Genomic DNA, 21,780 nt, shown 5'->3' with positions numbered 1-21,780 from the left:
TATAATTTTATGTTAGAATATTTTTAAAATTAAGGAGAAAATATGGGTAGTTTTAGTATGGGACACTGGCTAATAGTACTTGCTATAGTCGTTTTATTATTTGGAGCAAAAAAGATACCAGAACTAGCAAAAGGTGTCGGTAAAGGTATAAAAAGTTTTAAAAAAGAGATGGAAGATGAGCCAGTAGAAAAAATAGAAAAAGCTGAAGATACACAGAACGTTCAAAAACAAAATGAAACCACAAAGAACGTTTGATGAAAAATAGTGTTAAAGCTGAAATTTATAGTATTTTAGAGCGTGACTTTATCTTAGAAAAACCAAAAGATAAAAATTTAGCCCACTATGCAACTCCACTTGCATTTAGCTTGGCTAAAGAGCTTAAAAAATCTCCTATGCTTATAGCAGAAGAAATTGCAAATAAATTTAAAAATAGCAAGTTATTTGATGCTATCTCGATAAACGGATATCTAAATTTAAAGCTCAAAGGTGAGTTTTTAGATGATTTAGCAACTAAAGCTTTAAAACTTGATAACGCTTTTGGCACTAATATATCAAATAAAGAAAGCATCTTTATTGAGTATATCAGCGCAAATCCAACCGGACCTTTGCATATAGGGCATGTAAGAGGCGCGGTTTATGGCGATACATTAGCAAGGATAGCTAGACATATAGGAAAAGATGTTTTTACAGAGTACTATATAAATGATGCAGGAAATCAGATAGATCTACTTGGTGTATCAATAAGTCTTTTTGCCCGTGAAGTTTTATTTGGTGAAAATGTGCAGTATCCTGAGAAATATTATCGTGGCGAATATATCGAAGATATCGCTAGACTTGCGCTTGATAAATTTGGCAAAGAGATATTTTATGATGAAAGTAGAAATCTAGAGCTTGCAGAATTTGGTAAAGATGAGGTTTTGAAGGTCATTAAAAAAGATCTCAGCGACGTTGGTATATTTATAGAAAGTTGGGCTAGTGAAAAAGCGCTTTATAATTGTCTTGAGCCAACTATAAAAAAGCTTGAAAATAGTGGTGAGATGTATGAAAAAGAAGGCACTATCTATATAGCCTCTACAAAACTAGGCGATGACAACGATAGAGTTGTAGTAAGAAATGACGGCAGACCTACATATCTAGCTGGAGATATAGTTTATCACAATGCTAAATTTGAGAAGAATTTTGATCATTATATAAATATTTGGGGGGCAGATCATCACGGATATATAGCTAGGCTAAAAGCTGCTATACATTTTTTAGGTTATGATGAAAATCGTCTTGAAGTTATATTGATGCAGATGGTTAGCTTATTAAAAGACGGAAAACCATTTAAGATGAGTAAGCGAGCAGGAACTAGTGTGCTTATGAGCGATATCTTAAGCGAGATAGGAAGTGACGCGCTTAGATTTATATTTATCTCAAAAGCAAATACGAGCAGTCTTGAGTTTGATATAGATGAGCTTAAAAAGCAAGATAGCTCAAATCCTATTTTTTATATAAATTACGCACACGCTAGAATAAATCAAATTTTCTCAAAAGCCAAAAAATCACCTAGCGACGTCATAAATGCCGATCTTTCAAGCTTGGATGAAAATGCGAAAAATCTCCTTTTTGAAGCTCTTTTATTGCCTGAGGTTTTAGAAGATGCGTTTAGTTCAAGATCTTTACATAAGCTGCCTGATTATCTTAAAACTTTAAGTGCGAGTTTCCATAAATTTTATAATGAAAATCGCGTGGTAGGCACTAGTAATGAAAATGAGTACTTAAAGCTATTTTCAGTCGTGGCTCTAAGCATTAAAGTAGCTCTAAATCTTATGGGGATCAAGGCAAAAGAGAAGATGGAGCATTGAGTTTGATGCTATTTTTGAGATATTTTTATCGTAGATTCACTCATATTTATACTCTAACAACTCATTTGTATAGTTTTATGTTGAATTTGATATTAAATTTATCATTTAGCGCTGCTCTGCTAAAAGATAGTTTTTTATATTTTGGCTGGATAAAATATTTAAATTTAAAATAGATCTGCTTTGCATTTTAAGCCTTGCTTCTTTAAGAGAGTTATATCAGCGTTATCATTTTGAGAAATGCTTTACCTTTTTTGATTTAAGATGAGATTTCTATCAAAAAGTAGCCCGTTTAACGATTTTTCTAGCTCTTTTATGGAGTTTGAAAGAATTCCTTTGCACCTATGCTTACATTTTTTAGCCAACATAGCCTTAAGAAGTGTTCTATCTATTATTTATCCATATAAAAAATATATATTAAAGCCATTTTTAGTATAATTCATAAAAAAGGGAAAAATATGACTCATAAAGATATTTATACCAAAAGACGGGTAAAAGCTTGGATTTTTATGATGATACTTGGAGTTTGTGCTTATAGTCTTTCACTAACAGAACTATTTGCAAAACTTGGTATATCAGCACTCATCATAGCTGTAGTTTTGGGTGCTTTTTTTGGAAATACCGCTCATTCTTTAGTCACTCTTGTGAGTAAAACAGGAGTTTTAGCTGTTTGTACGAAGCAAATTTTAAGACTTGGCGTTATATTTTACGGCTTTCGTATTACTATGAATGAAGCTTTAAGCGTAGGGTTTGGCGGTGTTGTCTCTGCCGCGATCATTGTTTTTAGTACATTTTTACTTGGGTATTTTATAGGCATAAAACTTGGGCTTGATAAAAAATCGGCAGTTCTTATTAGCTCAGGCTCTAGCATATGTGGCGCTGCGGCTGTCTTGGCTACAAATAGTGTAGCAAACGCTGATTCAAACAGAGTCGCCGTGGCGATTTGCACTGTTGTCGTCTTTGGAAGTTTGGGAATGTTTCTATATCCTTTGATCTACAATCTTGGTTTTAGCGGACTTAGTGAGCTAGAAGCAGGGTTTATGAGCGGAGTTAGCTTGCACGAAGTAGCTCACGCTCTAGCAGCGGGAAATGCCATAGGAGAAGACGGCGCTAGAGTTGCTGTCATTGTTAAGATGCTTAGAGTTTTGATGCTAGTGCCATTTTTGATCTTGTTAAGCGTGTTTAGCTTATATTTTTTATGCGAAAAGAAAAAAGGTGATAAAAAAGGGTCTTTCCCTTACTTCGCAGTTTGGTTTATAGTGGCTTTAATGGTCGGCTCATTACCATTTTTTCCTAGAGATACGCTGATGCCATTGATAAATTTATCTGATACTTTTATGCTATGCGTGGCGATGGGAGCTCTTGGGCTTACTATCACGAAAAACGCTTTAAAAAGTGCTGGAAAAATACCTTTTATATTGGCTACTATTTTGTTTTTTTGGTTGATGTTTTTAGGATTTATTTTGGCTAAAAGTTTTATTTGATAAGCCTTTTAAAATAGAAGAATTTAAAAGGCTCAAATTTATTTTTTAAGGGTCTTTAAAAATTCTTCTATATTGTATTTTGCTCTGTAAGTTTCACTCATAAGATGAATCATAATATCGCCTAGATCGATCACTGTCCAGTCATCGCTACTCTCAACGCCTAGAAATTCTTCACCATTTGGCTTAAGTTCAGTTTTTAAATCGTCTAAAAGCGCGTAAGCATGGCGACCAGTAAGAGTCGTGGCTATGATGACGAATTTAGCTAAATACTCAAGACCACTCATATCTACAACTTCGATATTTTCAGCTTTTTTTTCATCAAGTAGTTTTGTGATCCTATTTATTCTATCTTGCATCTGTTTTTCCTCGTAAAATTTGATAACGTCCCTGCGTATAAGTTCTGGAACATTAGAAAAGTCAAGCTCGTCTCTGACTTTTGTCGATGAGATTTTAACATTTAAATTTAGTTTTTGCAAATTTGGCGGTACATAAATATCATCTCTTGAAGCGACTACAAATTTTACTAAGGTGTTTAAAATATTAAATTTATACCATTTTTCTAAATTTTTAAGCTGATCTGCACCGATGATGAGATAGATTATAGATGGATTATAAATTTTTTTAAAATGTAGAACGCTTTCTAGGCTAGGAACGGCTCTATTTTGCTCTATTTCAAACTTACTGATCTCTACTTTTTTTAAATTTCCCCAAAGAGTTTCGCACCAAACAAGGCGTTTTTTTGGATCTGTATTAAATTTAGATTTAAATGGATTTAAAAATGTTGGGACAATTATGAGCTTATCTATATCTAAAACCAGCAAAGCGGTTTTTACTATTGCATTATGACCGTTATGAGGAGGATCAAAACTTCCGCCAAAAATAGCTATATTCAATTTTTTTTAACCTTTTTTTTAGTAAAATAAGCCCTAATTATACCCAAAAAAGGAATAAAATGGCGCTTAAAATTGCAATCAATGGTTTTGGAAGAATCGGTAGATGTGCTGCTAGGATTATATTAAATAATCCTGAATATGAACTTGCTGTTATAAACGATACCGCTGAGCGAAAGATGACTAGATATCTACTGAAATACGATACCGTTCATGGTGAATTTGATAAAGAAGTAAATGTTGTAGATGATGATTATATCGAAGTAAATGGCAAAAAGATTAGGGTTTATTCTACTCGTGAGATTGAGAGTTTAGATCTAGATGGTATCGACGTTGTTTTAGAATGTACAGGTAAATTTCTCACAACTGAAAAATGTGAAGCATATCTAAAACAAGGTGCTAAAAAAGTAGTTATGAGTGCTCCTGCAAAAGATGACACTCCAACCTTTGTTTTAGGTGTAAATTCAGATAAATACGAAGGTCAAACAATCATCTCCAACGCAAGTTGTACCACCAACTGCCTAGGTCCTGTTACTAGAGTATTAGAAGATCTTTATGGTATAAAAAAAGGTCTAATGACTACCATTCACGCCTACACAAATGGTCAAAGCCTAGTAGATGTCAAATGCCGTGATTTTAGGCGTTCTAGAGCAGCTGCGGCAAATATAATACCTACTAGCACAGGTGCAGCAAAAGCTATGAAATTAGTAATGCCTAGCCTAGATGGCAAACTACACGGACAAAGCGTCAGAGTTCCTGTGCCAAATGTTTCTATGGTTGATCTTACTGCGGTTTTGGGTAAAAGTGTGAGCAAAGAAGAGCTAAACGCTGCTTTTGTAAATGCTAGTAAGACAAGTCTAAAGGGCATTATGGCTGTGGATTTTGATGAGAGAGTTAGTAGCGATTTTATCACTTCAAGCTACTCAAGCATAGTAGCAGCCGATCTAACTCAAGTAATTTGCGGTGATATGATTAAGGTAATGGCGTGGTATGACAATGAGTGGGGCTATAGCAATCGCTTAGTTGAAATGGCTAAATTTATAAGCGAGAAGTGATATGAGTGAGATTATTTCTATAAAAGATATTGAATTTAAAAGTGGTAGCAAGGTTCTTGTAAGGTGCGATTTTAACACACCTATGGATGAATTTAATAATATCACAGATGATAGAAGAATCCGCTCAGTTATCCCAACTATCAGATATATTTTAGATCAGGGTTGCTCTGTTATCTTAGCTAGCCACTTAGGTCGCCCAAAAAATGGCTACGAAGATAAATATTCACTTCTTCCTATAGCAAAAAGACTAGGTAGATTGATGGATAGAGAGATTAAATTTGCTCACGATGTAGTCGGTTATGATGCTAAAGAGAAGGTAGAAAAATTACAATCTGGTGAGATTTTGTTATTAGAAAATTTACGCTTTGAAAAGGGCGAGACAAAAGATGATATAAACTTAGCTAAATCTCTTAGCGAATTTGCTGATTACTATGTCAATGACGCTTTTGGCGTATGTCATAGAGCTCACTCTAGCGTCCATGCTATAACTCAATGCTACGATAGCGAGCATAAGGCTGCTGGATTTTTGCTGATTAAAGAGATTGAATTTGGTCAAAATCTAATCCGCCATCCAAGTCGGCCATTTGTCGCAGTAACGGGCGGATCTAAAGTAAGCGGTAAGCTACAAGCCCTAACCAACCTTTTGCCACGCATTGATAAATTAATCATCGGTGGCGGTATGGCATTTACATTTTTAAAAGCTCTTGGTGAAAATATCGGAAATTCCCTTTTAGAAGAAGAGTTAGTCGAAGAAGCATCAAACATTCTTAAAAAAGGCCGTGAGCTAGGCGTGAAAATTTATCTGCCTGTTGATGTCGTAGCGGCTCAAAGTTTTAGCAATGATAGTGCGATCAAGTATGTTCCTGTTCAAGAGATCCCAAATGGCTGGATGGGGCTAGATATCGGCCCAGCTAGTGTGAAGCTATTTAAAGAGGCGATTGCCGATGCTCAAACCATTTGGTGGAATGGCCCTATGGGGGTTTTTGAGATGGATAAATTCAGCAAAGGTAGCATAAAAATGAGCCACGCTATTGGCGAGAGCTTTGCTACTACTGTGGTTGGTGGCGGCGATACTGCTGATGTAGTTGAGAGAGCTGGGGATACTGATGAGATGACCTTTATCTCAACAGGCGGTGGTGCTAGCTTGGAGCTTATAGAGGGCAAGGAGCTACCTGGAGTTAGAGTGCTTTTAAGAGAAGATGATATATGATTTACGCTGCAAATTTAAAATGCAATCACACCAAAAAAAGCTACGAAATCTACGCTAATGAGCTTAGCAATGCCCTAAGCTCTAATAGCGATAGTGTGATTGTCTTTCCACCATTTACAGCTCTAACTCAAAATAAATTTAAATTCACCCAAGGCGCACAAAACTTCTACCCCGCACCTAATGGCTCATTTACCGGTGAAATCGGTAGCGATATGCTAGATGAGCTTGATATCACAATGGTTATGATAGGTCATAGCGAGAGGAGAGCCCTAGGCGAAGATGAGCCGTTTTTAAGAGCGAAATTTGACTATGCTCAAAGCAAAGGCTGGGATATCATCTACTGCATCGGCGAAGATGATATAACTCACATGAATGGTAGCACCAAAGAGTTTTTAAGCGATCAATTATCAAATATAAATTTAAATTACGAAAATCTAGTGATAGCTTATGAGCCGATCTGGGCTATTGGCACTGGCAAGAGCGCTAAGGCTGAGTTCATAGCTGAAATTTTGGATTTTATATCTACTAAAACAACTGCCTCACTACTATATGGCGGTAGTGTAAATATCACAAATATAGATGAGATAAAAGCGATAAAATCGTGCGATGGTGTGCTTGTAGGGACTGCTAGCTGGGACGCTAAGAAATTTTTAGAGATTATCAATAAAGGATAAAAATGATATTAGAAGGCAAAAAGGGATTAATAGTCGGCGTAGCAAATAAGATGAGTATAGCCTATGGTATCGCAAAAGCGTGTAAAGACCAAGGGGCGGATTTGGCTTTTACATTTTTAAATGATGCTATCAAAAAGCGTGTTGAGCCTATCGCAGCTGAACTTGAAAGCCATTTTATATATGAGCTAGATGTAAATAATCAATCCCATCTTGACTCTTTGGCTGATAAGATAAAAGCTGATTTTGGTCAGATTGATTTTGTCGTTCATGCGGTGGCATTTGCACCTAAAGAGGCTTTAGAGGGTGAATTTATTAATACTACAAAAGAGGCTTTCGATATAGCCATGGATACTAGCGTATATTCGCTTATAAGCCTTACTAGGGCTGTTTTGCCTGTGCTTAAAAGCGGTGGGGCGATTTTGACTTTAAGCTATCTTGGCGGAGCTAAATTTGTCCCACATTATAATGTAATGGGCGTAGCTAAAGCGGCTCTTGAGAGCTCAGTTCGCTACCTAGCTCATGACCTTGGAGCTAAAAATATTAGAGTAAATGCTATCTCAGCAGGGCCGATTAAAACCTTAGCAGCAAGTGGAATTGGCGATTTTAAGATGATTTTACACTGGAATGAGTGTAACGCCCCATTAAAAAGAAATGTCAGCATAGAAGATGTGGGTAAAAGCGGAATGTATCTTTTAAGCGATCTTTCTAGTGGCGTAACTGGCGAAGTTCATTATGTCGATGCTGGATACAACATAATGGGAATGGGCGACGCCGTAGTAGGCGAGAACGGCACCACCATTCTTGCGTGGGATAAATTTAAAGAGTAAATTTGATAAAAGTGTTTTTTATTTTAAAAACACTTTTCTTCTATAGAAACTCTATTTAGCTGTGGTAAGCTTAGCTCTATATCACGAATTTCTTTTAAAGCATTTTTGCAGTGTGAGTTCATATTTTCATTAAGTCCATAGTAAGCCCATACGCCTTTTCTCTCAACACTTAAAAAGCCGGCGTCTTTTAGGATTTTTAAGTGTCTTGAAAGGCGAGATTGTATCATTTGCAAAGAATTCTGTAGATCGCATACGCAAAGAGTACCGTATTTTTGTAAAAAAGCTAGAATTTTTACTCTACTTTCATCATTCAAAGCCCCGGTAATTTTTAAAAAATCATCTAAATTTTCCATTTTATTCCTATATCTATTAATACTCCAAATATTATAGCGATAAAAAGCACACACGAGATAAATATCAACAAGAAATTCATTTTAAAAATGCGTTTTAGTAAGATAAGCTCTGGCAAAGAACAGCCTCCCCCAGATATTAAAAAACTCATCACTGCTCCTAAAGATACGCCACAATCCATCAAAGATAGACCTATAGGGATGATGGCTTCGACTCTGATATAAAGCAAAACTCCGACAAAAGCAGCTATTACGACACTAAAGATCTCGAATTCTTGTAGATAAGTTTGTAAAAATTCTTTTGGCACAAAACCGTGGATAAGAGCTCCGATGCCCATACCTATGACGATATACGGAAGGATTTTCTTATAATCTTTCAGTACTTTTAAAAATAAATCTTTATAGCTACTTTTCGTTTGCGAATTTGAATTCAAACTCTGTTTTTGAGTACTGAAATTTATTATTTTAGTTTGACAGCAGTTTTGTTTGCTTATATTGTGATATTTTGGTGCGGTATTTTGTTTTTCTTTGATAAAATCATTGTTTAAAAATTTATCCGAGTCAAATTTAGAAATACTCAAAGAAAATATAAAAACAAAAACGAAAATAAATAATATATAAAATAAGCTAAGTTTTAAACCAAATGATATAACTAGCATAGCGATGATTATCGGATTTACAAGTGGCGAGACCAAAAGATAAGCCACGCTCACTCCAAAGCTTACCCCTGATTTTAGCAAACCGCTTAACAAAGGTATGGTAGAACAAGAACAAAATGGTGTTAAAGCTCCTAAAAACATAGCTTTGATATAGCTCAAAAGAGAGTTTGCACTGAGATATCTCTCCATTTTCTTAGAAAATTTCTGATTTAATAGTGCTACTATAAAAGCAATCGCGATAAATAAAACAGAAATCTCAACAAAATAAAATATAAAAATTTTAAAAATTTCAAGAAGTTTTTCTAACATTTTTTTCCTTGTAGAATCGATTTTTTGTAATCATATCATAAAAATTATAATATATTAAGATATATTGATATATTATAATTTTCTTTTGAATTAAAATTTAATTAAATTTGGATTAAAATAGAAATAACTAAATTTGGGAAGTTGGAGTATCCTAATTAGGGCGTCATTTATCTAACCATTATCTTTTAAAATCTCAGGTTCGCCAAATAGTCTTTTTAGCTCTTTTGCATTTGAGTTGAGTTGTGCTAGAAGTGGATCTTCGTCTTTTTTTGTGAAGACTGACATGTTGAGTTTTGTCTCAACTTTTTGAGATTGTTCTATAGCCAAATTTTTATCTAGGGCTTTTGGTAGCTCGCTTTCTAAAAGTTTTTGAACTGCTTTGTTCTCTTTTTGCTCATCTTCTACCTTTTTTATCTCTATTTTTGCACCATCTCCAAAGCATTTGCGCAGTATTTCCATTATGATAGCAGATGACCTTCTAAGAATTTCTTGATTTTTACCGCTTGCGCTTGAGTTTAGTATCAAAATATTATTTTTAAATTCGACAAATTTCACGCACTCATCAAAGCAACTTCCAAGATCAAAATCTCTATCGTAAATTTGATTTAAAAAGTCTTGATAAGGAGTTTGAATTTTCTTTGTCTGCATTTGCTCTGGTATGCTTGTTTGCACAATCTCTAGTTTGCTTTCTTTGAGCTCTTTTATAGCATCATCTATGCTAGTTAGATTAAAAGCTTCAAGCATCATAAAAAGCGCTAAATACAAGGCAAACTCAGGATCGCTACCTTGACCTAGCATATTTTTTGTTTCAGACAATATCCTAAAAAATCGCTCAAAAATAAGTATAGAAAACTTTGAGTTTTGATTTATAAATTTATCTTTTAAATTTATAATGAGCTCGTCGATGATCAACTCTGCGTCGCTTCGGCTAAGTTCTTTTAATAAATTTAAAAGAGCGTTTTTATCTCTGCTTACTACTACTTCAAGGATCTCTTCTATCTTTTGTGGATCAAGAAGTCCAAGCATATCTGCGACCGATTTTTGACTAACGAATTCGTGAGAGAATATAATGGCTTGATCAAGTAAAGTCAGAGTATCTCTAAGGCTTCCAGATCCACTTCTTGAGAGTATCTCAAGTGCTTTTTGTTCGTATTTTATACCTTCTTTGTTTAGTATAAACTCAAGATGTTTTAGTATATTTGACTTTGATATCGGTTTAAATCTAAAGTGCTGTGTGCGTGAGAGTATCGTGGCTGGAAGTTTAAGCGGATCGGTGGTTGCTAGTATAAACTTTATGTATTCTGGCGGCTCTTCAAGTGTTTTTAGTAAAGCATTAAATGCTTCTTTTGTGAGCATATGAACTTCGTCGATGATAAATATCTTAAATCTAGCACTTGATGGAGAGTATTTTGTATGTTCGATGAGTTCTCTTATATCATCGATTTTTCTGTGGCTAGCGGCGTCCATCTCGATGATGTCTAGGTGGCGTCCTTCGTTTGCCATAATACAGTTTGCACAAACCTCACAAGGATGCGAGCTGATACCTTTTTCACAAAGCAAAGCTTTGGCAAATATCCTAGCACTGCTTGTTTTACCACTTCCCCTTAATCCTGAAAAAAGATACGCATGACCAAGTCTGCTAGAGTCAAGTGCGTGAGATAAGCTATTAGCTACAACGTCTTGACCGATAAGCTCATCAAAGCTCTTTGGGCGGTATTTTAGGGCTAGTGCTTTCAAACTTTTTCCTAATCGTTCATACTTCCAAGAAGCTCTTCGTTGCTAGCGGTTTTAAGCATTTTTGAGTATAAGAATTTGAGCGCTTCTACATCTTCCATTGTTGCTATGATATTTCTTATAGCCCAAATTTTGCCTAATTTGTCTGGACCTTGAAGAAGTTCGTCTTTTCTAGTACCTGATTTTAAGATGTTGATAGCTGGATAAATTCTCCTATCGCTGATGTTCCTATCTAATACTATCTCGCTATTTCCAGTACCCTTAAACTCTTCAAATATCACGTCATCCATACGTGAGCCGGTGTCTATTAGAGCTGTTGCGACTATGGTTAGGCTTCCTCCATTTTCTATATTTCTTGCTGCACCGAAAAATCTTTTTGGTTTATGTAAAGCGTTTGCATCTACGCCACCACTTAATACTTTACCACTACTTGGAGTTGCAGTGTTATAAGCACGAGCCAAACGAGTGATACTATCAAGCAAGATTACTACATCTTTACCCATTTCTACTAAACGTTTTGCTTTTTCTATAACAAGCTCAGCTACCCTTACGTGATTTAGCGCAGGCAAGTCAAAAGTCGAGCTAAATACCTCTCCTCTAACTGAGCGTTCCATATCAGTAACTTCTTCTGGACGCTCATCTATAAGAAGAACTATGAGCTCAACTTCTGGATGATTTCTAGCTATCCCGTGAGCTAGTTCTTTCATAAGTTCGGTTTTACCTGTTCTTGGAGGAGCGACTATGAGTCCGCGCTGTCCTTTTCCTATCGGCGTAAAAAGGTCTAAAACGCGTCCAGTTAGCTTCATAGGATCATATTCTAATTTCAATTTTTGAGTTGGAAAAATCGGTGTTAGGTTGTCAAATAGCGGTCTTTCTTTGGCTTCTTGAATAGATTTATAATTTATAGCTTCTATTTTTAAAAGAGCGTAATATTTTTCCTGTTCTCTTGGCTCTCTAACTTGTCCTGTTATGATATCTCCGACACGAAGAGCAAATTTTTTGATTTGGCTAAGACTTACGTATGTGTCATTTGCCGAGTCGCTTAAATTTGCATCTGTTGCCCTTAAAAATCCATATCCGTCTGGAACTATTTCTAAAATACCTGTAAATAGTATAAAACCACCTTGTTTTGTTTGTGCTTTTAGTATCTCAAATACAAGCTCTTGACGGCGAAATTCGCGTGGATTTTCCACTCCTACTTCGTCTGCTATGGCTACTAGGTTGTTAAGGTCGAGTTGTCTTAATTCTTCGATTTTGTATCCATCAACTGGAATGTGAGTACGCGAATGTTGCTTTTTATTGTTCCCTGCGTTGTAGGATTGCTCTTTGACATTGTCTTTATTTTCCATTAAACCTCTTTAAATTTTTGTGATAATATGCAGTCACAATGAATAAAATATGTAGTTTTGAAGTTGAGATTTTATACAAAAAATATAAACTTGTCAAGATTGATGCCTTAATATCATCAGATTAACGCCGTATTTTAAATTTTAATAATCAAGACAAGTTCGGCTGAATTATTTTTTGATTTAGTACCATCCAAATAATGATTTGTTTGTATCTAAGTGTGAAATTTTAGTTAAATCTTCATCATCAAGACTAAAATCAAAAATATCTATATTTTCTATCATTCTGCTTTTTTTGCTGGTTTTTGGGATAGCGATGATGCCGTTTTGTATCAAGTATCTAAGCCCGATTTGTGCTATAGTTTTACCATGTTTTTTAGCAATTTTGTCTAAAACAAGATTTGAAAAATACCCGTTTTTGCCGTTTGCAAAAGGACTCCAGGCCTCTAAACGCGTATCTTTCATGACTGCTCTTAGCTCTTTTTGCATAAAAAACACATGAGTTTCCATTTGGTTTATCATAGGCGTTATTTTGACATCTTTTACAAAATCAACATATTTTTTAGTGGTAAAATTTGAAATCCCGATAGCCCTCAAAATGCCGTTTTCATAGAGCTCTTCCATAGCTTTATACATCTGTTTTGAGCTAGAATATGCCCCGTGTATAAGAAGTAGGTCTATATACTCGAGCTTAAGCTTTTTAAGGGCTACATTTATGGACTTTAAAGTCTCTTTATAGCTCATATTTTGTGATAGTTTTGTAGTGATGAAGAGCTCTTGTAATGGCACTTTGCTTATGCGCAAAGCTTCTCCTACCTCTCCTTCATTGCCATACATTTGGGCTGTGTCTATAAGCCTATATCCTACGCTTAGCGCGTCTAAAACGCATTTGGTAGTATCGCTTAAATCATATGTCCCATAGCCTAAAATAGGCATTTTTACGCCATTGTTTAAATTTACGCTTGGAATTTGTGGTTTGTTTGTAGCAAATAAATTTGAGTTCATAAGCGCTAATCCTCCGCTAAATTTGACTAAATTTGATATAAATTCTCTTCTTGTTTGCATTTTGCACCCCTTGTTTATTATACAATAAAAGTAAAAAATAAAAGTAGAACGATACTCCAGATCCCTTGCCTTATCCTATAAAAATCGTTTTTTAAATTTATTTGTGACAAAAATAAAACAGATTATTTTATACCTTAAGCGATATTTTTATATAATTATCTAAATTTAAAATATGGATCTTTATGGGTAAATTTAAATGTCTGCATTGTAAAAGCGAGTTTGATACTAGTGGTGCGATTTTAGACGAAAATGGCAATGAATTTTGCTGTAATGGTTGTAAAAATGTATTTGCTTTTTTGAGTTCAAATGGGCTTGATGAGTTTTACGATAGGCTTGGAAAACAGACGCATATAAAAGCAAAAAAAGTAGAAGAGTTTAAAGATGAGTCTAGTAAAAGTTTTTACAAAAATTATGTTAAAAATAGCAACGGCTTTTGCGAAATTTATCTTATCATAGAAGGAATTCACTGCTCAGCTTGCGTATGGCTAAATGAAAAAGTTTTATCAAATTTAAATGGCATAGTCGAAATAGAAATAAATACCGCATCAAATAAGGCTCACATAAAATGGGACGATAGCATAGTAAAATTGCCTGAAATTTTAAATATGATTATGGCTATTGGCTACAATCCTGTGCCTTATGACCCAAACAAAGCAGAGGCAAGAGCTTCGCAAAAAAGAAGGGAATTTTATGCAAAAATGCTTACTGGGCTTTTTTGCACGATGAATATAATGTGGATCGCAGTAGCACTTTACTCTGGATATTTTAGCGGAATGAGTAGTGAGATAAAAGACATCTTGCATTTTGCTGAGTTTGTTCTTTCTAGCCCTGTGCTTTTTTATACCGGTAGCGAGTTTTTTAAATCTGCTTATTTGGGACTGAAAAACAAAAGAGTAGGTATGGATTTAAGTGTAGCTGTCGGGGCTAGCATGGCGTATTTTTACTCAGTTTATGCGATGCTTTCACGCAGTGGCGAAGTATATTTTGATAGTGTAGCGATGATAATCACCTTTGTGTTTATAGGGAAATTTTTAGAGGTTATAAGCAAGAAAAGAGCTATTGATAACTTAGATAGTTTAAGCGGTATGCTAGTTAGTGAAGTTAGCGTGAAAAATGGTGATGATTATGAACTAAAAAGCGTCAATGATGTAAAAATAGGCGATATCTTAGCTTTGCGTCAGTCAGAAAGAGTTCAGATAGATGGTGTTGTAAAAAGTGGAGTTGGGAGCTTTGATTATTCGAGTTTGAGTGGTGAGAGCTTACCTGTGCTTTTAAAAAGTGGTGATGAGATAATAAGCGGGGCGATATGTGTAGATGGAGCTTTGGAGTATGAAGCAAAGAAAACTTTTGAAAGTTCTATGCTTAGTAAAATCATCTCTTTGCTTGAAAATGCAAGTTTTAAAAAGCCACGCATCGAAGAGTTTGCAAATCAAATTTCGGGTAAATTTTCTATTGTAATTTTGCTTTTAGGAATGCTTACATTTATATTTTGGAGCTTTAACTCTAGTGTGTCAAATGCAGTAATCATCGCTGTTTCTGTTATAATCATCGCTTGTCCTTGTGCTCTTAGCTTAGCTACGCCAGTAGCTAGCTTGATAGGTCTTGGGGTGAGCTTGAAAAAAGGTGTGATATTTAAAGAAGCAAGGATATTAGAGAGTTTAGCAAAGTGCAAATGTATAGTTTTTGATAAAACTGGCACTCTTACCAAAGCCAAACTGACTTTGGTAAAAGCTACTAAATTTGAAGAATTTGATGAAAATTTGCTTTATTCTTTGCTTAGTGTCTCTACTCATCCAGTAAGCGTTGCACTTAAAAGCTCATTAGAAGGGAAAATTTACCCTTTACAAGAGGTGCAAAATGTATTGGCTCGTGGAGTAAAAGCTAAATTTAATGGTATTAGCTTAGTTGGTGGAAGTAGTGAGTTTATGCGTGAGCTTGGAATTTATGCAGATTTTAGTGATGCGAATTATTGTTTTGCGATAAATGGTAGAGTGGTTGCTTTGTTTGAGCTAGAAGATGAGCTAAAAAGTGATGCAAAAGATGTTATAACAAAGCTGATAGATAGCGGTTTTAAGGTCGTTATGCTGACTGGAGATGATAAAAAAGTAGCTAAAAAAGTAGCTAAAACACTTGGTATAGATGAGTTTTATGCTGGAGTTGATCCTATTAGAAAATCTGCTATCATAAAAGAGTTAAATTTAAATATGCCTACTGTTATGGTAGGAGATGGTATAAATGACAGCGTTGCGCTGAGCCTGGCAAGTGTGGGTATATGCCTTGGAAGTGGCGCTGCTATCAGCGTAGAAAAAAGCGATGTTATCTTGCTAAATGATAATCTAAGTAGCCTAAAAGATGCCATAGATATCTCTAGATATACATTTAAAGCTATTAAACAAAATCTCGCTTTTTCGCTTATTTATAACGCTATAACCGTGCCTCTAGCTATGGCAGGGTTCATCATACCGCTATTTGCTGCACTTTCTATGTCTTTTAGCTCGGTAATAGTTGTTTTAAACTCATCTAAGATCAAATTTAAAGGTTAAATATGGGAGCGATCATAGCTATAATGCTTGGAATTTCTACATTTCTTGGAGCTTTGGCTCTTTTTGGGCTAATTTGGGGTGTGAAAAATAGACAATTTGATGATTATTCCAAATTTTTAGATGGTACAAAGTATGATAGCGAGGATTCACTCAATGATGCATATAAGATGGAAAAAAGAAAAGAAGAGCTTATAAAAAAGAAAAAAGAAAGCGGTTATCGCCCACCTGATTAAAGTAAATTTGCACCCAAATTTGATAAATTTAAGGTGCAAATTTGACTAAAAGCTTATTTTAAAGTTGAGATATAGTCATTAACTGCGACCATATCAGCTTCGCTTAGTGGAGCCATTTGACCTTTCATGATTCCGCCCATACCAACTTTACCTTTACCGCCATTTAATGTTCCGTCTTTGTATGCTTTCATATCTGCTAGACGTGTTGCAGCATCTATCTCAGTAAGTACTGGAACTTTATTTAGGTATTTTTTCTCAGCTTTTGCGCCGTGGCAAACTGCACATTTTTTGAAAATAGTAGCACCATCAGCCGCAAAAGCACTACATGCAAAGGCAGTTATAACAGAAACAAATAAAATCTTTTTCATTTTTTGTCCTTAATAAATTGAAATGTTCGTTATTATAATGACAAAAGGCTAAATTTTTGTTTAATATAATTTGTATAATAAATGCTTAAGATTTGTGGTGATTGTGGATAAAAAAGCAGCGAAATCGCTGCTTGATATTATTTTAAAGTTGAGATATAGTCATTAACTGCGACCATATCAGCTTCGCTTAGCGGAGCCATTTGACCTTTCATTACACCGCCCATTCCAAATTTACCTTTGCCACCTTCTACTGTGCCAGCCTTATACTCTTTCATAAGAGCAAGTCTCTCAGCAGCATCTACTGTAGTAAGTACTGGAACTTTGTTTAGATAGCTTTTCTCAGCTTTTGCGCCGTGACAAGCTTTACATTTGTTAAAAATAGTCGCACCATCAGCAGCATACATACTACAGCTCAAAGCAGCAAGTGCAGAAACAAATAAAATTTTTCTCATAATAATCTCCCTCAAATAAAAAAATTAATTTTAAAATTATATATTTGTTTTATAAAATCAATAGTAAATGATATGATTAAATTTTGATAAATAAAAATAAATCATAAAAATTTAATGAAAAATCTCAATATATTTGATTTATTATTTATCTGATTGACAAACGATTTGGCTTATAAGATTTGCAGTTTGATCTATGCTCTTTTCGATGCTAAAATTCTTAGAAAATTCGATATTTTTTGCTTGTATGTTTGCCATAAACTCATTGTTTAAAAATAATTTATCGATAAATGTGGTTATGCTGTGGTCTTTTGGATTTTGCATTATAAAATCATTTTCTAGTATCTCGCTAGCTCCGTTTTGAGCCGTCGTTATCGCCACGCAACCATAGCTGAGTGCTTCTAGGATTGCATTTGAAAATGACTCATAGTACGTAGGAAGTAACAGCAAGTCAGAACCTTCATAAAACTCGCTAATAATCCTTTGTTTGCCGATAAAAAGAGCGTTTATACCAAGTTTGGTTGCTAGTTTTTTAAATTTATTTGATTTTTTATCATTGCTGATAAGAATAGCATTAAATTTTGTATTTAATTTACTTAAAATTTCTAAAAATTCTTTGATCCCTTCTGTTTTATCACTTACAAATAGCACTATGGGCAGCTCATAATCCAAACCAAATTTAGCACAAAGTCTCATTTTTGCACTTCCTTTTTTTATCTTGCTTGGTAAGTTTATACCATTGTATATGGTTATTATCTTGCTTTCATCTATTTTATATGTATTTATGATATGCTGTTTGGTTAAATTTGAGCTAACGATGATTTTTTTGGCATTTGTAAAGCATTTTTTCTCTAAATAAACATATATAAAACTCATAGGATTTAAAAACCAAAATCGTCTTAATAATCGGTATATTTTATATACTCCATCGCTAACTTTACAAATATCTGCGCAAGTTATTTTTGATAAGCTAAAATATATCTCATCATTTGCTTTTGTTTTGCAAACTTTTGTACTCAATTTCATAGCGTTTTTAAGACATTTATCTTGCTCATCAATATCTTTTATCTGGTTTGATATACCGATCTTATCAAGTGCATTTTTAAGATGATTTAGATATCTTTTTATTTCTGCTTCTTGATCTGATACATTTTTTAGAAATATAACTTTTTTTATGGTTGTCATTTTTTATTTTTCAAATTTATCTCATACAATTTAGCTTCTTTTAAAAATGCGTAAAAAGCTAAATTTATAGCTGATATAAAGCCTACTGCGCCGTTTAAAAAATTTCTTTTTATTATGTATGATTTAAAAAACGCCAAAGGAAATACGAATATAAGCTTAAATATAGATGAGTTTTTCTCTGCTTTTTCTTTGGCTCTTAGAGATGAGTATAAATTTATTTTATTTATATGTGTGCTAAGATCATTTGTTCCATAGTCGTATATGAAGTGTTTGCTATTTTTTACTCTACCTGTAAATTTGATACTTTCATGCACCAGTTTTGGTGGATAAAATCCAAGTTCTTTTTTGAAAAATCTTATTCGTGTGATAGACTTGCAAAGACTATGTGGAAATTTATTTAAATATATACTTGAAATTTTGACTTCTAAAGCATCTGCGCTATTTGATTTTATAGTTTCTTCTATCTCATTTTTTAGCCCACTGCTTAGTTCTTCGTCTGCGTCTAAATTTAAAACCCACTCATTTTGGCATAGATTTTTAGCAAATTCTTTTTGCCCTGCATATCCTAAAAAATCTTGATGAAAAATCTTGCTTGTATATTCTTTAGCGATATCAAGTGTAGCATCTGTACTTCCGCTATCTACGACTATGATTTCATCAAAGTCTTTGACACTTTCAAGCATTCTTCTTATGTGCTTTTCTTCGTTGTAGCAGATGACATAAACTGAAGCTTTTATCATAGCTTATTCCTTATCCTAGTAAATTTCAAATAAAAATCAAAAAAGCTCTCCGTTCCTAAGACTCCGATACGTTTTATAGTAAATTTATCATCTCTTGATTCAAAAACTCCACGCTTTACGATGACTGCATTTTCGTATCCTGCATCTTTTGTGGCGGTTATGATTTTTTCATTAAATTTACCATAAGGATACGCAAAGGCTTTGCAAGTCTTCCCAGTGAGCTTTTCTACTTCTAGCTTTGAGTTTTGTAGTTCGTTTTTAAGCTCAGTCTCACCTAGTGTGGATAAGTTTTTGTGGCTTAGCGTATGTGATCCAAATTCGATCAAATTTGAGTTTTGCATCTGCGCTATTTGCTCTGCGTTAAGCATATTTGAGACGCTATTCGTGTTCGCTTTTTCCCAGTGGTTTGTGTTTTGGTTTGGGACTAGATAAATGGTGGCTTTGAAGCCATATTTTTTAAGTATCTCAAACGCATTTTTGAAGTTATCTTCGTATCCATCATCAAATGTTATAGCTACTGATTTTTTACTAATAGTTTTTGAATTTACAAGCTCACTTATCTTATAACTTGTAAAGCCGTGATTTTTCATCCATTTGATCTGACGCTCAAAGTCCTTTGGCTCTACTCGCCATTTATCAAATTTATCCCCACAATGTTTGCTTATAGAGTGATACATAAGTATTCGAGCTTTGGTGTAGCTCACAGGAATACGCCATATATTGTAACGAAGTAAAAATGCTATAAATATGAGCAGTATAGAGATAGAATAGATCATTTTATCACGCTTTCATATGCTTGTATGTATTTTTCTGCCATTTTTTCTATGCTAAAATTATCCTTTGTTTCTTTTACTTTTGCGAATAATTCTCTGTATTTGTCGTAGTTTTCGTAAATATCATTTAATTTATTAGTCAATATATTAATATCTCTATCATAAACAAGTTCTGTTCCTATTAAATCACTATGATTTGATATATTTGAGGCTAATAATATTTTTCCATAAAAAATAGCTTCAATTAATGCTAAAGATAATCCTTCTTCTTTCGATGCTATAACTTGTAAATCTGACGAAAATATGTAGTCATTTACATTTGTAACAAACTTAAATTCGACCTTATCAGAGATATTTGTTTCGTTACATAAATTTTGAAGTTCTATTTTTTGGTTGCCCTCTCCAAGTATAATTAATTTAAAATCAAAATTAACTTTCGATAAGGCTTGAATTAGCAAATCCCAACCTTTGACTTTTGCTAATCTTCCTACTCCTAAAATTATAAATTGATTACCTAAATTTATTTTTTTTGGAGTTTTAAATGGTATTCCATTTTCTATAAGAATATTTTTTTTAGAATTCATAAAATTCATTGTTTCCTTAGAAACACCAACGCCTAAATCGGCATAAGAAAATTTGGTTTTAAGGTCTGCATTGTGTCTAGTTGCCACGATAGGAATTTTCTTTTTCATAAAAATTCTAGCATTATACATTATTTCAAGCTCTTTTGTGTTATGACAATGGATCACGTCTGGGTTTATATCTTTGATAATTTTTGCTATTTTATACAAGAAAATTGGATTATAACGATTTTTTTCAAAATCTACTGCTATTAAATTTACTTTATCGTTTGTGTATGTTTTGATTTTATCATTTGTCATTAAAAAAACTTCGTGTGATTTGCAAAATTCATTGCATAGATCTACGCATACTTTTTCGGTTCCTGCAAACTGCACCCAGTGAAGAGTATGTAGTATCCTCATATCTTTTCTCCATTTTTAAACATAAATTCTCTCCATTCATAATCCTCGCTAAAAGAGCATTCAAAAATAGTCTCGCACATAAATTTACTCACGCGCTTAGCGTTTGTGATTTCTAACGCTCTACTATGTCCATTTTGTGCTATTTTTTCAAATTTATCATCTTTTAGATATTCTTTTATCTTGTTAAAGCAGTCATCTGGACTATCAAAATAGACTATATGAACCCCATCTTGAAATAGCTTATCAAAGCCCTTTATCGATGGGCTAAATGTACAAATACCCCCCCCCATAAATTGAGCCATTCTATCGCTTGCTCCTAAAAGTTTGTTTGATTTAGAGCATTCTAGCAAGTCATCGCGGTTAAAATTTACTGCGATTTTTGAGCTATTTATAGCTTCAAAAAACTCATTTCCAAAGACGCCAGGATTTCCAAGACTTGCGTAAATTTTGTGATTGATACTCTCTTTTTTGCAAAACTCATCTAAAAGCATAGCAAATTTAAATCTAACATCTTCTTTGTAATCTCTAGCTATATAGATCACATCGGTGGTTTTTTGAATGTTTAACTTTTTATCAAACGCATCGTCGCTGATATTTGGGAAAAAGCTAAATTTAGCCTTGTATTTTTTAGACAAATCTTTTAAATTTAGTGCGTTTGCGTGAAAGAAGCAGTCTATTAAATCTAGTTTTTTAAAAAAATCGCTGTTTTCTTGCAAATGATCTACATACCATAGGGCTATTTTTATATTTGGTAATGCTTTTTTGATGGATATTAGTGTGCTAGGATAAATTTTTTCAGCTTTACCTAGGAGTAAAAGATCGGCTTTTATATTTTTACATATTTCAATGAGTTTTTTGTTCATCTTATCGGTGCTGAGCTTTTTAAGACCGAAAATTCGCATACTTCGCTCAACATCGCGATAACTAAAATCATAGACAAGATGTCCATTTTGGTTAAGTCCATGGGTGATTTTGCGGTCTTGAGAGTAAAACTCTTTGCCGCTCGTTTTTTCGTTAAATATTGCACAATGAACTATTTTTAAACTTTTCATGATAAAC

The 21,780-nt window shown here is 34.0% G+C and carries 22 protein-coding genes; 9 read left to right on the top strand and 13 right to left on the bottom strand.

All coding sequences use genetic code 11. The features are described from left to right. The first annotated feature begins 42 nt into the window (after positions 1 to 42). The 3 genes from tatA to CHLWT_RS07285 all read left to right on the top strand — a co-directional run bounded on the left by tatA (position 43) and on the right by CHLWT_RS07285 (position 3,328). Positions 43 to 255, top strand: a complete 213-nt coding sequence (gene tatA / locus CHLWT_RS07295; RefSeq protein WP_034962385.1) for a twin-arginine translocase TatA/TatE family subunit — start codon at positions 43 to 45, stop codon at positions 253 to 255. Next, entirely contained in the window at positions 255 to 1,847 is a 1,593-nt protein-coding gene (gene argS, locus CHLWT_RS07290; protein ID WP_112000580.1) for an arginine--tRNA ligase, read from the top strand. Before tatA ends, argS begins: the two co-directional genes overlap by 1 nt. 455 nt (positions 1,848 to 2,302) lie before the next feature. After that, a complete protein-coding gene (locus CHLWT_RS07285; RefSeq protein WP_112000579.1) occupies positions 2,303 to 3,328 on the top strand; it encodes a YeiH family protein in 1,026 nt (341 codons plus the stop codon). Positions 3,329 to 3,366: 38 nt separating this feature from the next. On the opposite strand, the gene nadD is transcribed toward CHLWT_RS07285, so the two are convergent. Continuing rightward, positions 3,367 to 4,221: a nicotinate (nicotinamide) nucleotide adenylyltransferase gene (gene nadD, locus CHLWT_RS07280; protein WP_111969375.1), complete on the bottom strand. Its 855-nt coding sequence runs from the start codon at positions 4,219 to 4,221 to the stop codon at positions 3,367 to 3,369. Positions 4,222 to 4,280: 59 nt separating this feature from the next. Here nadD and gap point away from each other — a divergent pair, with 59 nt between their 5' ends. From gap to fabI, 4 genes are read left to right on the top strand one after another with little or no spacing between them, the layout of a single operon-like run. Then, positions 4,281 to 5,273, top strand: coding sequence for a type I glyceraldehyde-3-phosphate dehydrogenase (gene gap / locus CHLWT_RS07275; RefSeq protein ID WP_112000578.1), 993 nt, complete (start codon positions 4,281 to 4,283; stop codon positions 5,271 to 5,273). Position 5,274: 1 nt separating this feature from the next. Continuing rightward, on the top strand, positions 5,275 to 6,483 hold the full coding sequence (locus CHLWT_RS07270; protein ID WP_112000577.1) for a phosphoglycerate kinase: 1,209 nt from the start codon (positions 5,275 to 5,277) through the stop codon (positions 6,481 to 6,483). Further along, positions 6,480 to 7,157 carry a triose-phosphate isomerase gene (locus CHLWT_RS07265; protein WP_112000576.1) on the top strand — a complete coding sequence of 226 codons (678 nt, stop codon included), beginning with the start codon at positions 6,480 to 6,482 and terminating at the stop codon, positions 7,155 to 7,157. Before CHLWT_RS07270 ends, CHLWT_RS07265 begins: the two co-directional genes overlap by 4 nt. A gap of 2 nt (positions 7,158 to 7,159) precedes the next feature. Beyond that, a complete protein-coding gene (fabI, locus tag CHLWT_RS07260; protein ID WP_112000575.1) occupies positions 7,160 to 7,984 on the top strand; it encodes an enoyl-ACP reductase FabI in 825 nt (274 codons plus the stop codon). 23 nt (positions 7,985 to 8,007) lie between these two features. On the opposite strand, the gene CHLWT_RS07255 is transcribed toward fabI, so the two are convergent. The 5 genes from CHLWT_RS07255 to CHLWT_RS07235 form a co-directional block, all read right to left on the bottom strand. Next, entirely contained in the window at positions 8,008 to 8,337 is a 330-nt protein-coding gene (locus CHLWT_RS07255; protein WP_063997810.1) for an ArsR/SmtB family transcription factor, read from the bottom strand. After that, positions 8,325 to 9,302, bottom strand: coding sequence for a permease (locus CHLWT_RS07250; RefSeq protein WP_112000574.1), 978 nt, complete (start codon positions 9,300 to 9,302; stop codon positions 8,325 to 8,327). Before CHLWT_RS07250 ends, CHLWT_RS07255 begins: the two co-directional genes overlap by 13 nt. A gap of 171 nt (positions 9,303 to 9,473) precedes the next feature. Next, a complete protein-coding gene (locus CHLWT_RS07245; protein WP_112000573.1) occupies positions 9,474 to 11,039 on the bottom strand; it encodes a DNA polymerase III subunit gamma/tau in 1,566 nt (521 codons plus the stop codon). A gap of 8 nt (positions 11,040 to 11,047) precedes the next feature. Continuing rightward, on the bottom strand, positions 11,048 to 12,385 hold the full coding sequence (gene rho / locus CHLWT_RS07240) for a transcription termination factor Rho (RefSeq protein ID WP_059425916.1): 1,338 nt from the start codon (positions 12,383 to 12,385) through the stop codon (positions 11,048 to 11,050). 180 nt (positions 12,386 to 12,565) lie between these two features. Continuing rightward, positions 12,566 to 13,447 carry an aldo/keto reductase gene (locus tag CHLWT_RS07235; protein ID WP_244948770.1) on the bottom strand — a complete coding sequence of 294 codons (882 nt, stop codon included), beginning with the start codon at positions 13,445 to 13,447 and terminating at the stop codon, positions 12,566 to 12,568. Between the two features lie 182 nt (positions 13,448 to 13,629). Between CHLWT_RS07235 and CHLWT_RS07230 the strand changes: the two genes are divergently transcribed. Together CHLWT_RS07230 and ccoS are read left to right on the top strand one after the other, a co-directional pair. Beyond that, positions 13,630 to 15,990, top strand: a complete 2,361-nt coding sequence (locus tag CHLWT_RS07230) for a heavy metal translocating P-type ATPase (RefSeq protein WP_112000572.1) — start codon at positions 13,630 to 13,632, stop codon at positions 15,988 to 15,990. Positions 15,991 to 15,992: 2 nt separating this feature from the next. Continuing rightward, the gene (gene ccoS, locus CHLWT_RS07225; RefSeq protein ID WP_034962355.1) at positions 15,993 to 16,223 is read left to right on the top strand and encodes a cbb3-type cytochrome oxidase assembly protein CcoS; all 231 of its coding nucleotides are present in this window, start codon (positions 15,993 to 15,995) and stop codon (positions 16,221 to 16,223) included. 53 nt (positions 16,224 to 16,276) lie between these two features. Here the strand turns inward: ccoS and CHLWT_RS07220 are convergent, their stop codons facing one another. From CHLWT_RS07220 to CHLWT_RS07190, 7 genes are all read right to left on the bottom strand, one after another. Further along, positions 16,277 to 16,591: a c-type cytochrome gene (locus CHLWT_RS07220; protein ID WP_063997815.1), complete on the bottom strand. Its 315-nt coding sequence runs from the start codon at positions 16,589 to 16,591 to the stop codon at positions 16,277 to 16,279. A 137-nt stretch (positions 16,592 to 16,728) separates the two neighbouring features. After that, a complete protein-coding gene (locus CHLWT_RS07215) occupies positions 16,729 to 17,043 on the bottom strand; it encodes a c-type cytochrome (RefSeq protein ID WP_112000571.1) in 315 nt (104 codons plus the stop codon). A gap of 141 nt (positions 17,044 to 17,184) precedes the next feature. Then, positions 17,185 to 18,225 carry a glycosyltransferase family 4 protein gene (locus CHLWT_RS07210; protein ID WP_112000570.1) on the bottom strand — a complete coding sequence of 347 codons (1,041 nt, stop codon included), beginning with the start codon at positions 18,223 to 18,225 and terminating at the stop codon, positions 17,185 to 17,187. Then, positions 18,222 to 18,965 carry a glycosyltransferase family 2 protein gene (locus CHLWT_RS07205; RefSeq protein ID WP_111969447.1) on the bottom strand — a complete coding sequence of 248 codons (744 nt, stop codon included), beginning with the start codon at positions 18,963 to 18,965 and terminating at the stop codon, positions 18,222 to 18,224. The genes CHLWT_RS07210 and CHLWT_RS07205 overlap by 4 nt, the downstream gene beginning before the upstream one ends. Further along, the gene (locus tag CHLWT_RS07200) at positions 18,962 to 19,741 is read right to left on the bottom strand and encodes a polysaccharide deacetylase family protein (RefSeq protein ID WP_151062143.1); all 780 of its coding nucleotides are present in this window, start codon (positions 19,739 to 19,741) and stop codon (positions 18,962 to 18,964) included. The genes CHLWT_RS07205 and CHLWT_RS07200 overlap by 4 nt, the downstream gene beginning before the upstream one ends. Beyond that, positions 19,738 to 20,721: a glycosyltransferase gene (locus CHLWT_RS07195; RefSeq protein ID WP_112000682.1), complete on the bottom strand. Its 984-nt coding sequence runs from the start codon at positions 20,719 to 20,721 to the stop codon at positions 19,738 to 19,740. The genes CHLWT_RS07200 and CHLWT_RS07195 overlap by 4 nt, the downstream gene beginning before the upstream one ends. Continuing rightward, positions 20,718 to 21,773, bottom strand: coding sequence for a glycosyltransferase (locus CHLWT_RS07190; protein WP_176320872.1), 1,056 nt, complete (start codon positions 21,771 to 21,773; stop codon positions 20,718 to 20,720). Before CHLWT_RS07190 ends, CHLWT_RS07195 begins: the two co-directional genes overlap by 4 nt. Positions 21,774 to 21,780: the final 7 nt, after the last annotated feature.

This window comes from Campylobacter hyointestinalis subsp. lawsonii (assembly GCF_013372165.1).
Taxonomy (GTDB): domain Bacteria; phylum Campylobacterota; class Campylobacteria; order Campylobacterales; family Campylobacteraceae; genus Campylobacter; species Campylobacter lawsonii.
Note: the sequence above shows the minus strand (reverse complement) of the source record. Positions and strands in the feature narration are given on the sequence as shown.

Coding starts and splice junctions, on each gene's coding strand:
- CHLWT_RS07195 (WP_112000682.1), bottom strand. CDS start 20,721: ATGAGGATACTACATACTCTTCACTGGGTGCAGTTTGCAGGAACCGAA.
- CHLWT_RS07285 (WP_112000579.1), top strand. CDS start 2,303: ATGACTCATAAAGATATTTATACCAAAAGACGGGTAAAAGCTTGGATT.
- CHLWT_RS07205 (WP_111969447.1), bottom strand. CDS start 18,965: ATGATAAAAGCTTCAGTTTATGTCATCTGCTACAACGAAGAAAAGCAC.
- CHLWT_RS07255 (WP_063997810.1), bottom strand. CDS start 8,337: ATGGAAAATTTAGATGATTTTTTAAAAATTACCGGGGCTTTGAATGAT.
- ccoS (WP_034962355.1), top strand. CDS start 15,993: ATGGGAGCGATCATAGCTATAATGCTTGGAATTTCTACATTTCTTGGA.
- CHLWT_RS07265 (WP_112000576.1), top strand. CDS start 6,480: ATGATTTACGCTGCAAATTTAAAATGCAATCACACCAAAAAAAGCTAC.
- rho (WP_059425916.1), bottom strand. CDS start 12,385: ATGGAAAATAAAGACAATGTCAAAGAGCAATCCTACAACGCAGGGAAC.
- CHLWT_RS07200 (WP_151062143.1), bottom strand. CDS start 19,741: ATGATCTATTCTATCTCTATACTGCTCATATTTATAGCATTTTTACTT.
- CHLWT_RS07235 (WP_244948770.1), bottom strand. CDS start 13,447: ATGCAAACAAGAAGAGAATTTATATCAAATTTAGTCAAATTTAGCGGA.
- argS (WP_112000580.1), top strand. CDS start 255: ATGAAAAATAGTGTTAAAGCTGAAATTTATAGTATTTTAGAGCGTGAC.
- CHLWT_RS07230 (WP_112000572.1), top strand. CDS start 13,630: ATGGGTAAATTTAAATGTCTGCATTGTAAAAGCGAGTTTGATACTAGT.
- CHLWT_RS07270 (WP_112000577.1), top strand. CDS start 5,275: ATGAGTGAGATTATTTCTATAAAAGATATTGAATTTAAAAGTGGTAGC.
- CHLWT_RS07250 (WP_112000574.1), bottom strand. CDS start 9,302: ATGTTAGAAAAACTTCTTGAAATTTTTAAAATTTTTATATTTTATTTT.
- CHLWT_RS07215 (WP_112000571.1), bottom strand. CDS start 17,043: ATGAGAAAAATTTTATTTGTTTCTGCACTTGCTGCTTTGAGCTGTAGT.
- CHLWT_RS07210 (WP_112000570.1), bottom strand. CDS start 18,225: ATGACAACCATAAAAAAAGTTATATTTCTAAAAAATGTATCAGATCAA.
- CHLWT_RS07190 (WP_176320872.1), bottom strand. CDS start 21,773: ATGAAAAGTTTAAAAATAGTTCATTGTGCAATATTTAACGAAAAAACG.
- gap (WP_112000578.1), top strand. CDS start 4,281: ATGGCGCTTAAAATTGCAATCAATGGTTTTGGAAGAATCGGTAGATGT.
- fabI (WP_112000575.1), top strand. CDS start 7,160: ATGATATTAGAAGGCAAAAAGGGATTAATAGTCGGCGTAGCAAATAAG.
- tatA (WP_034962385.1), top strand. CDS start 43: ATGGGTAGTTTTAGTATGGGACACTGGCTAATAGTACTTGCTATAGTC.
- CHLWT_RS07220 (WP_063997815.1), bottom strand. CDS start 16,591: ATGAAAAAGATTTTATTTGTTTCTGTTATAACTGCCTTTGCATGTAGT.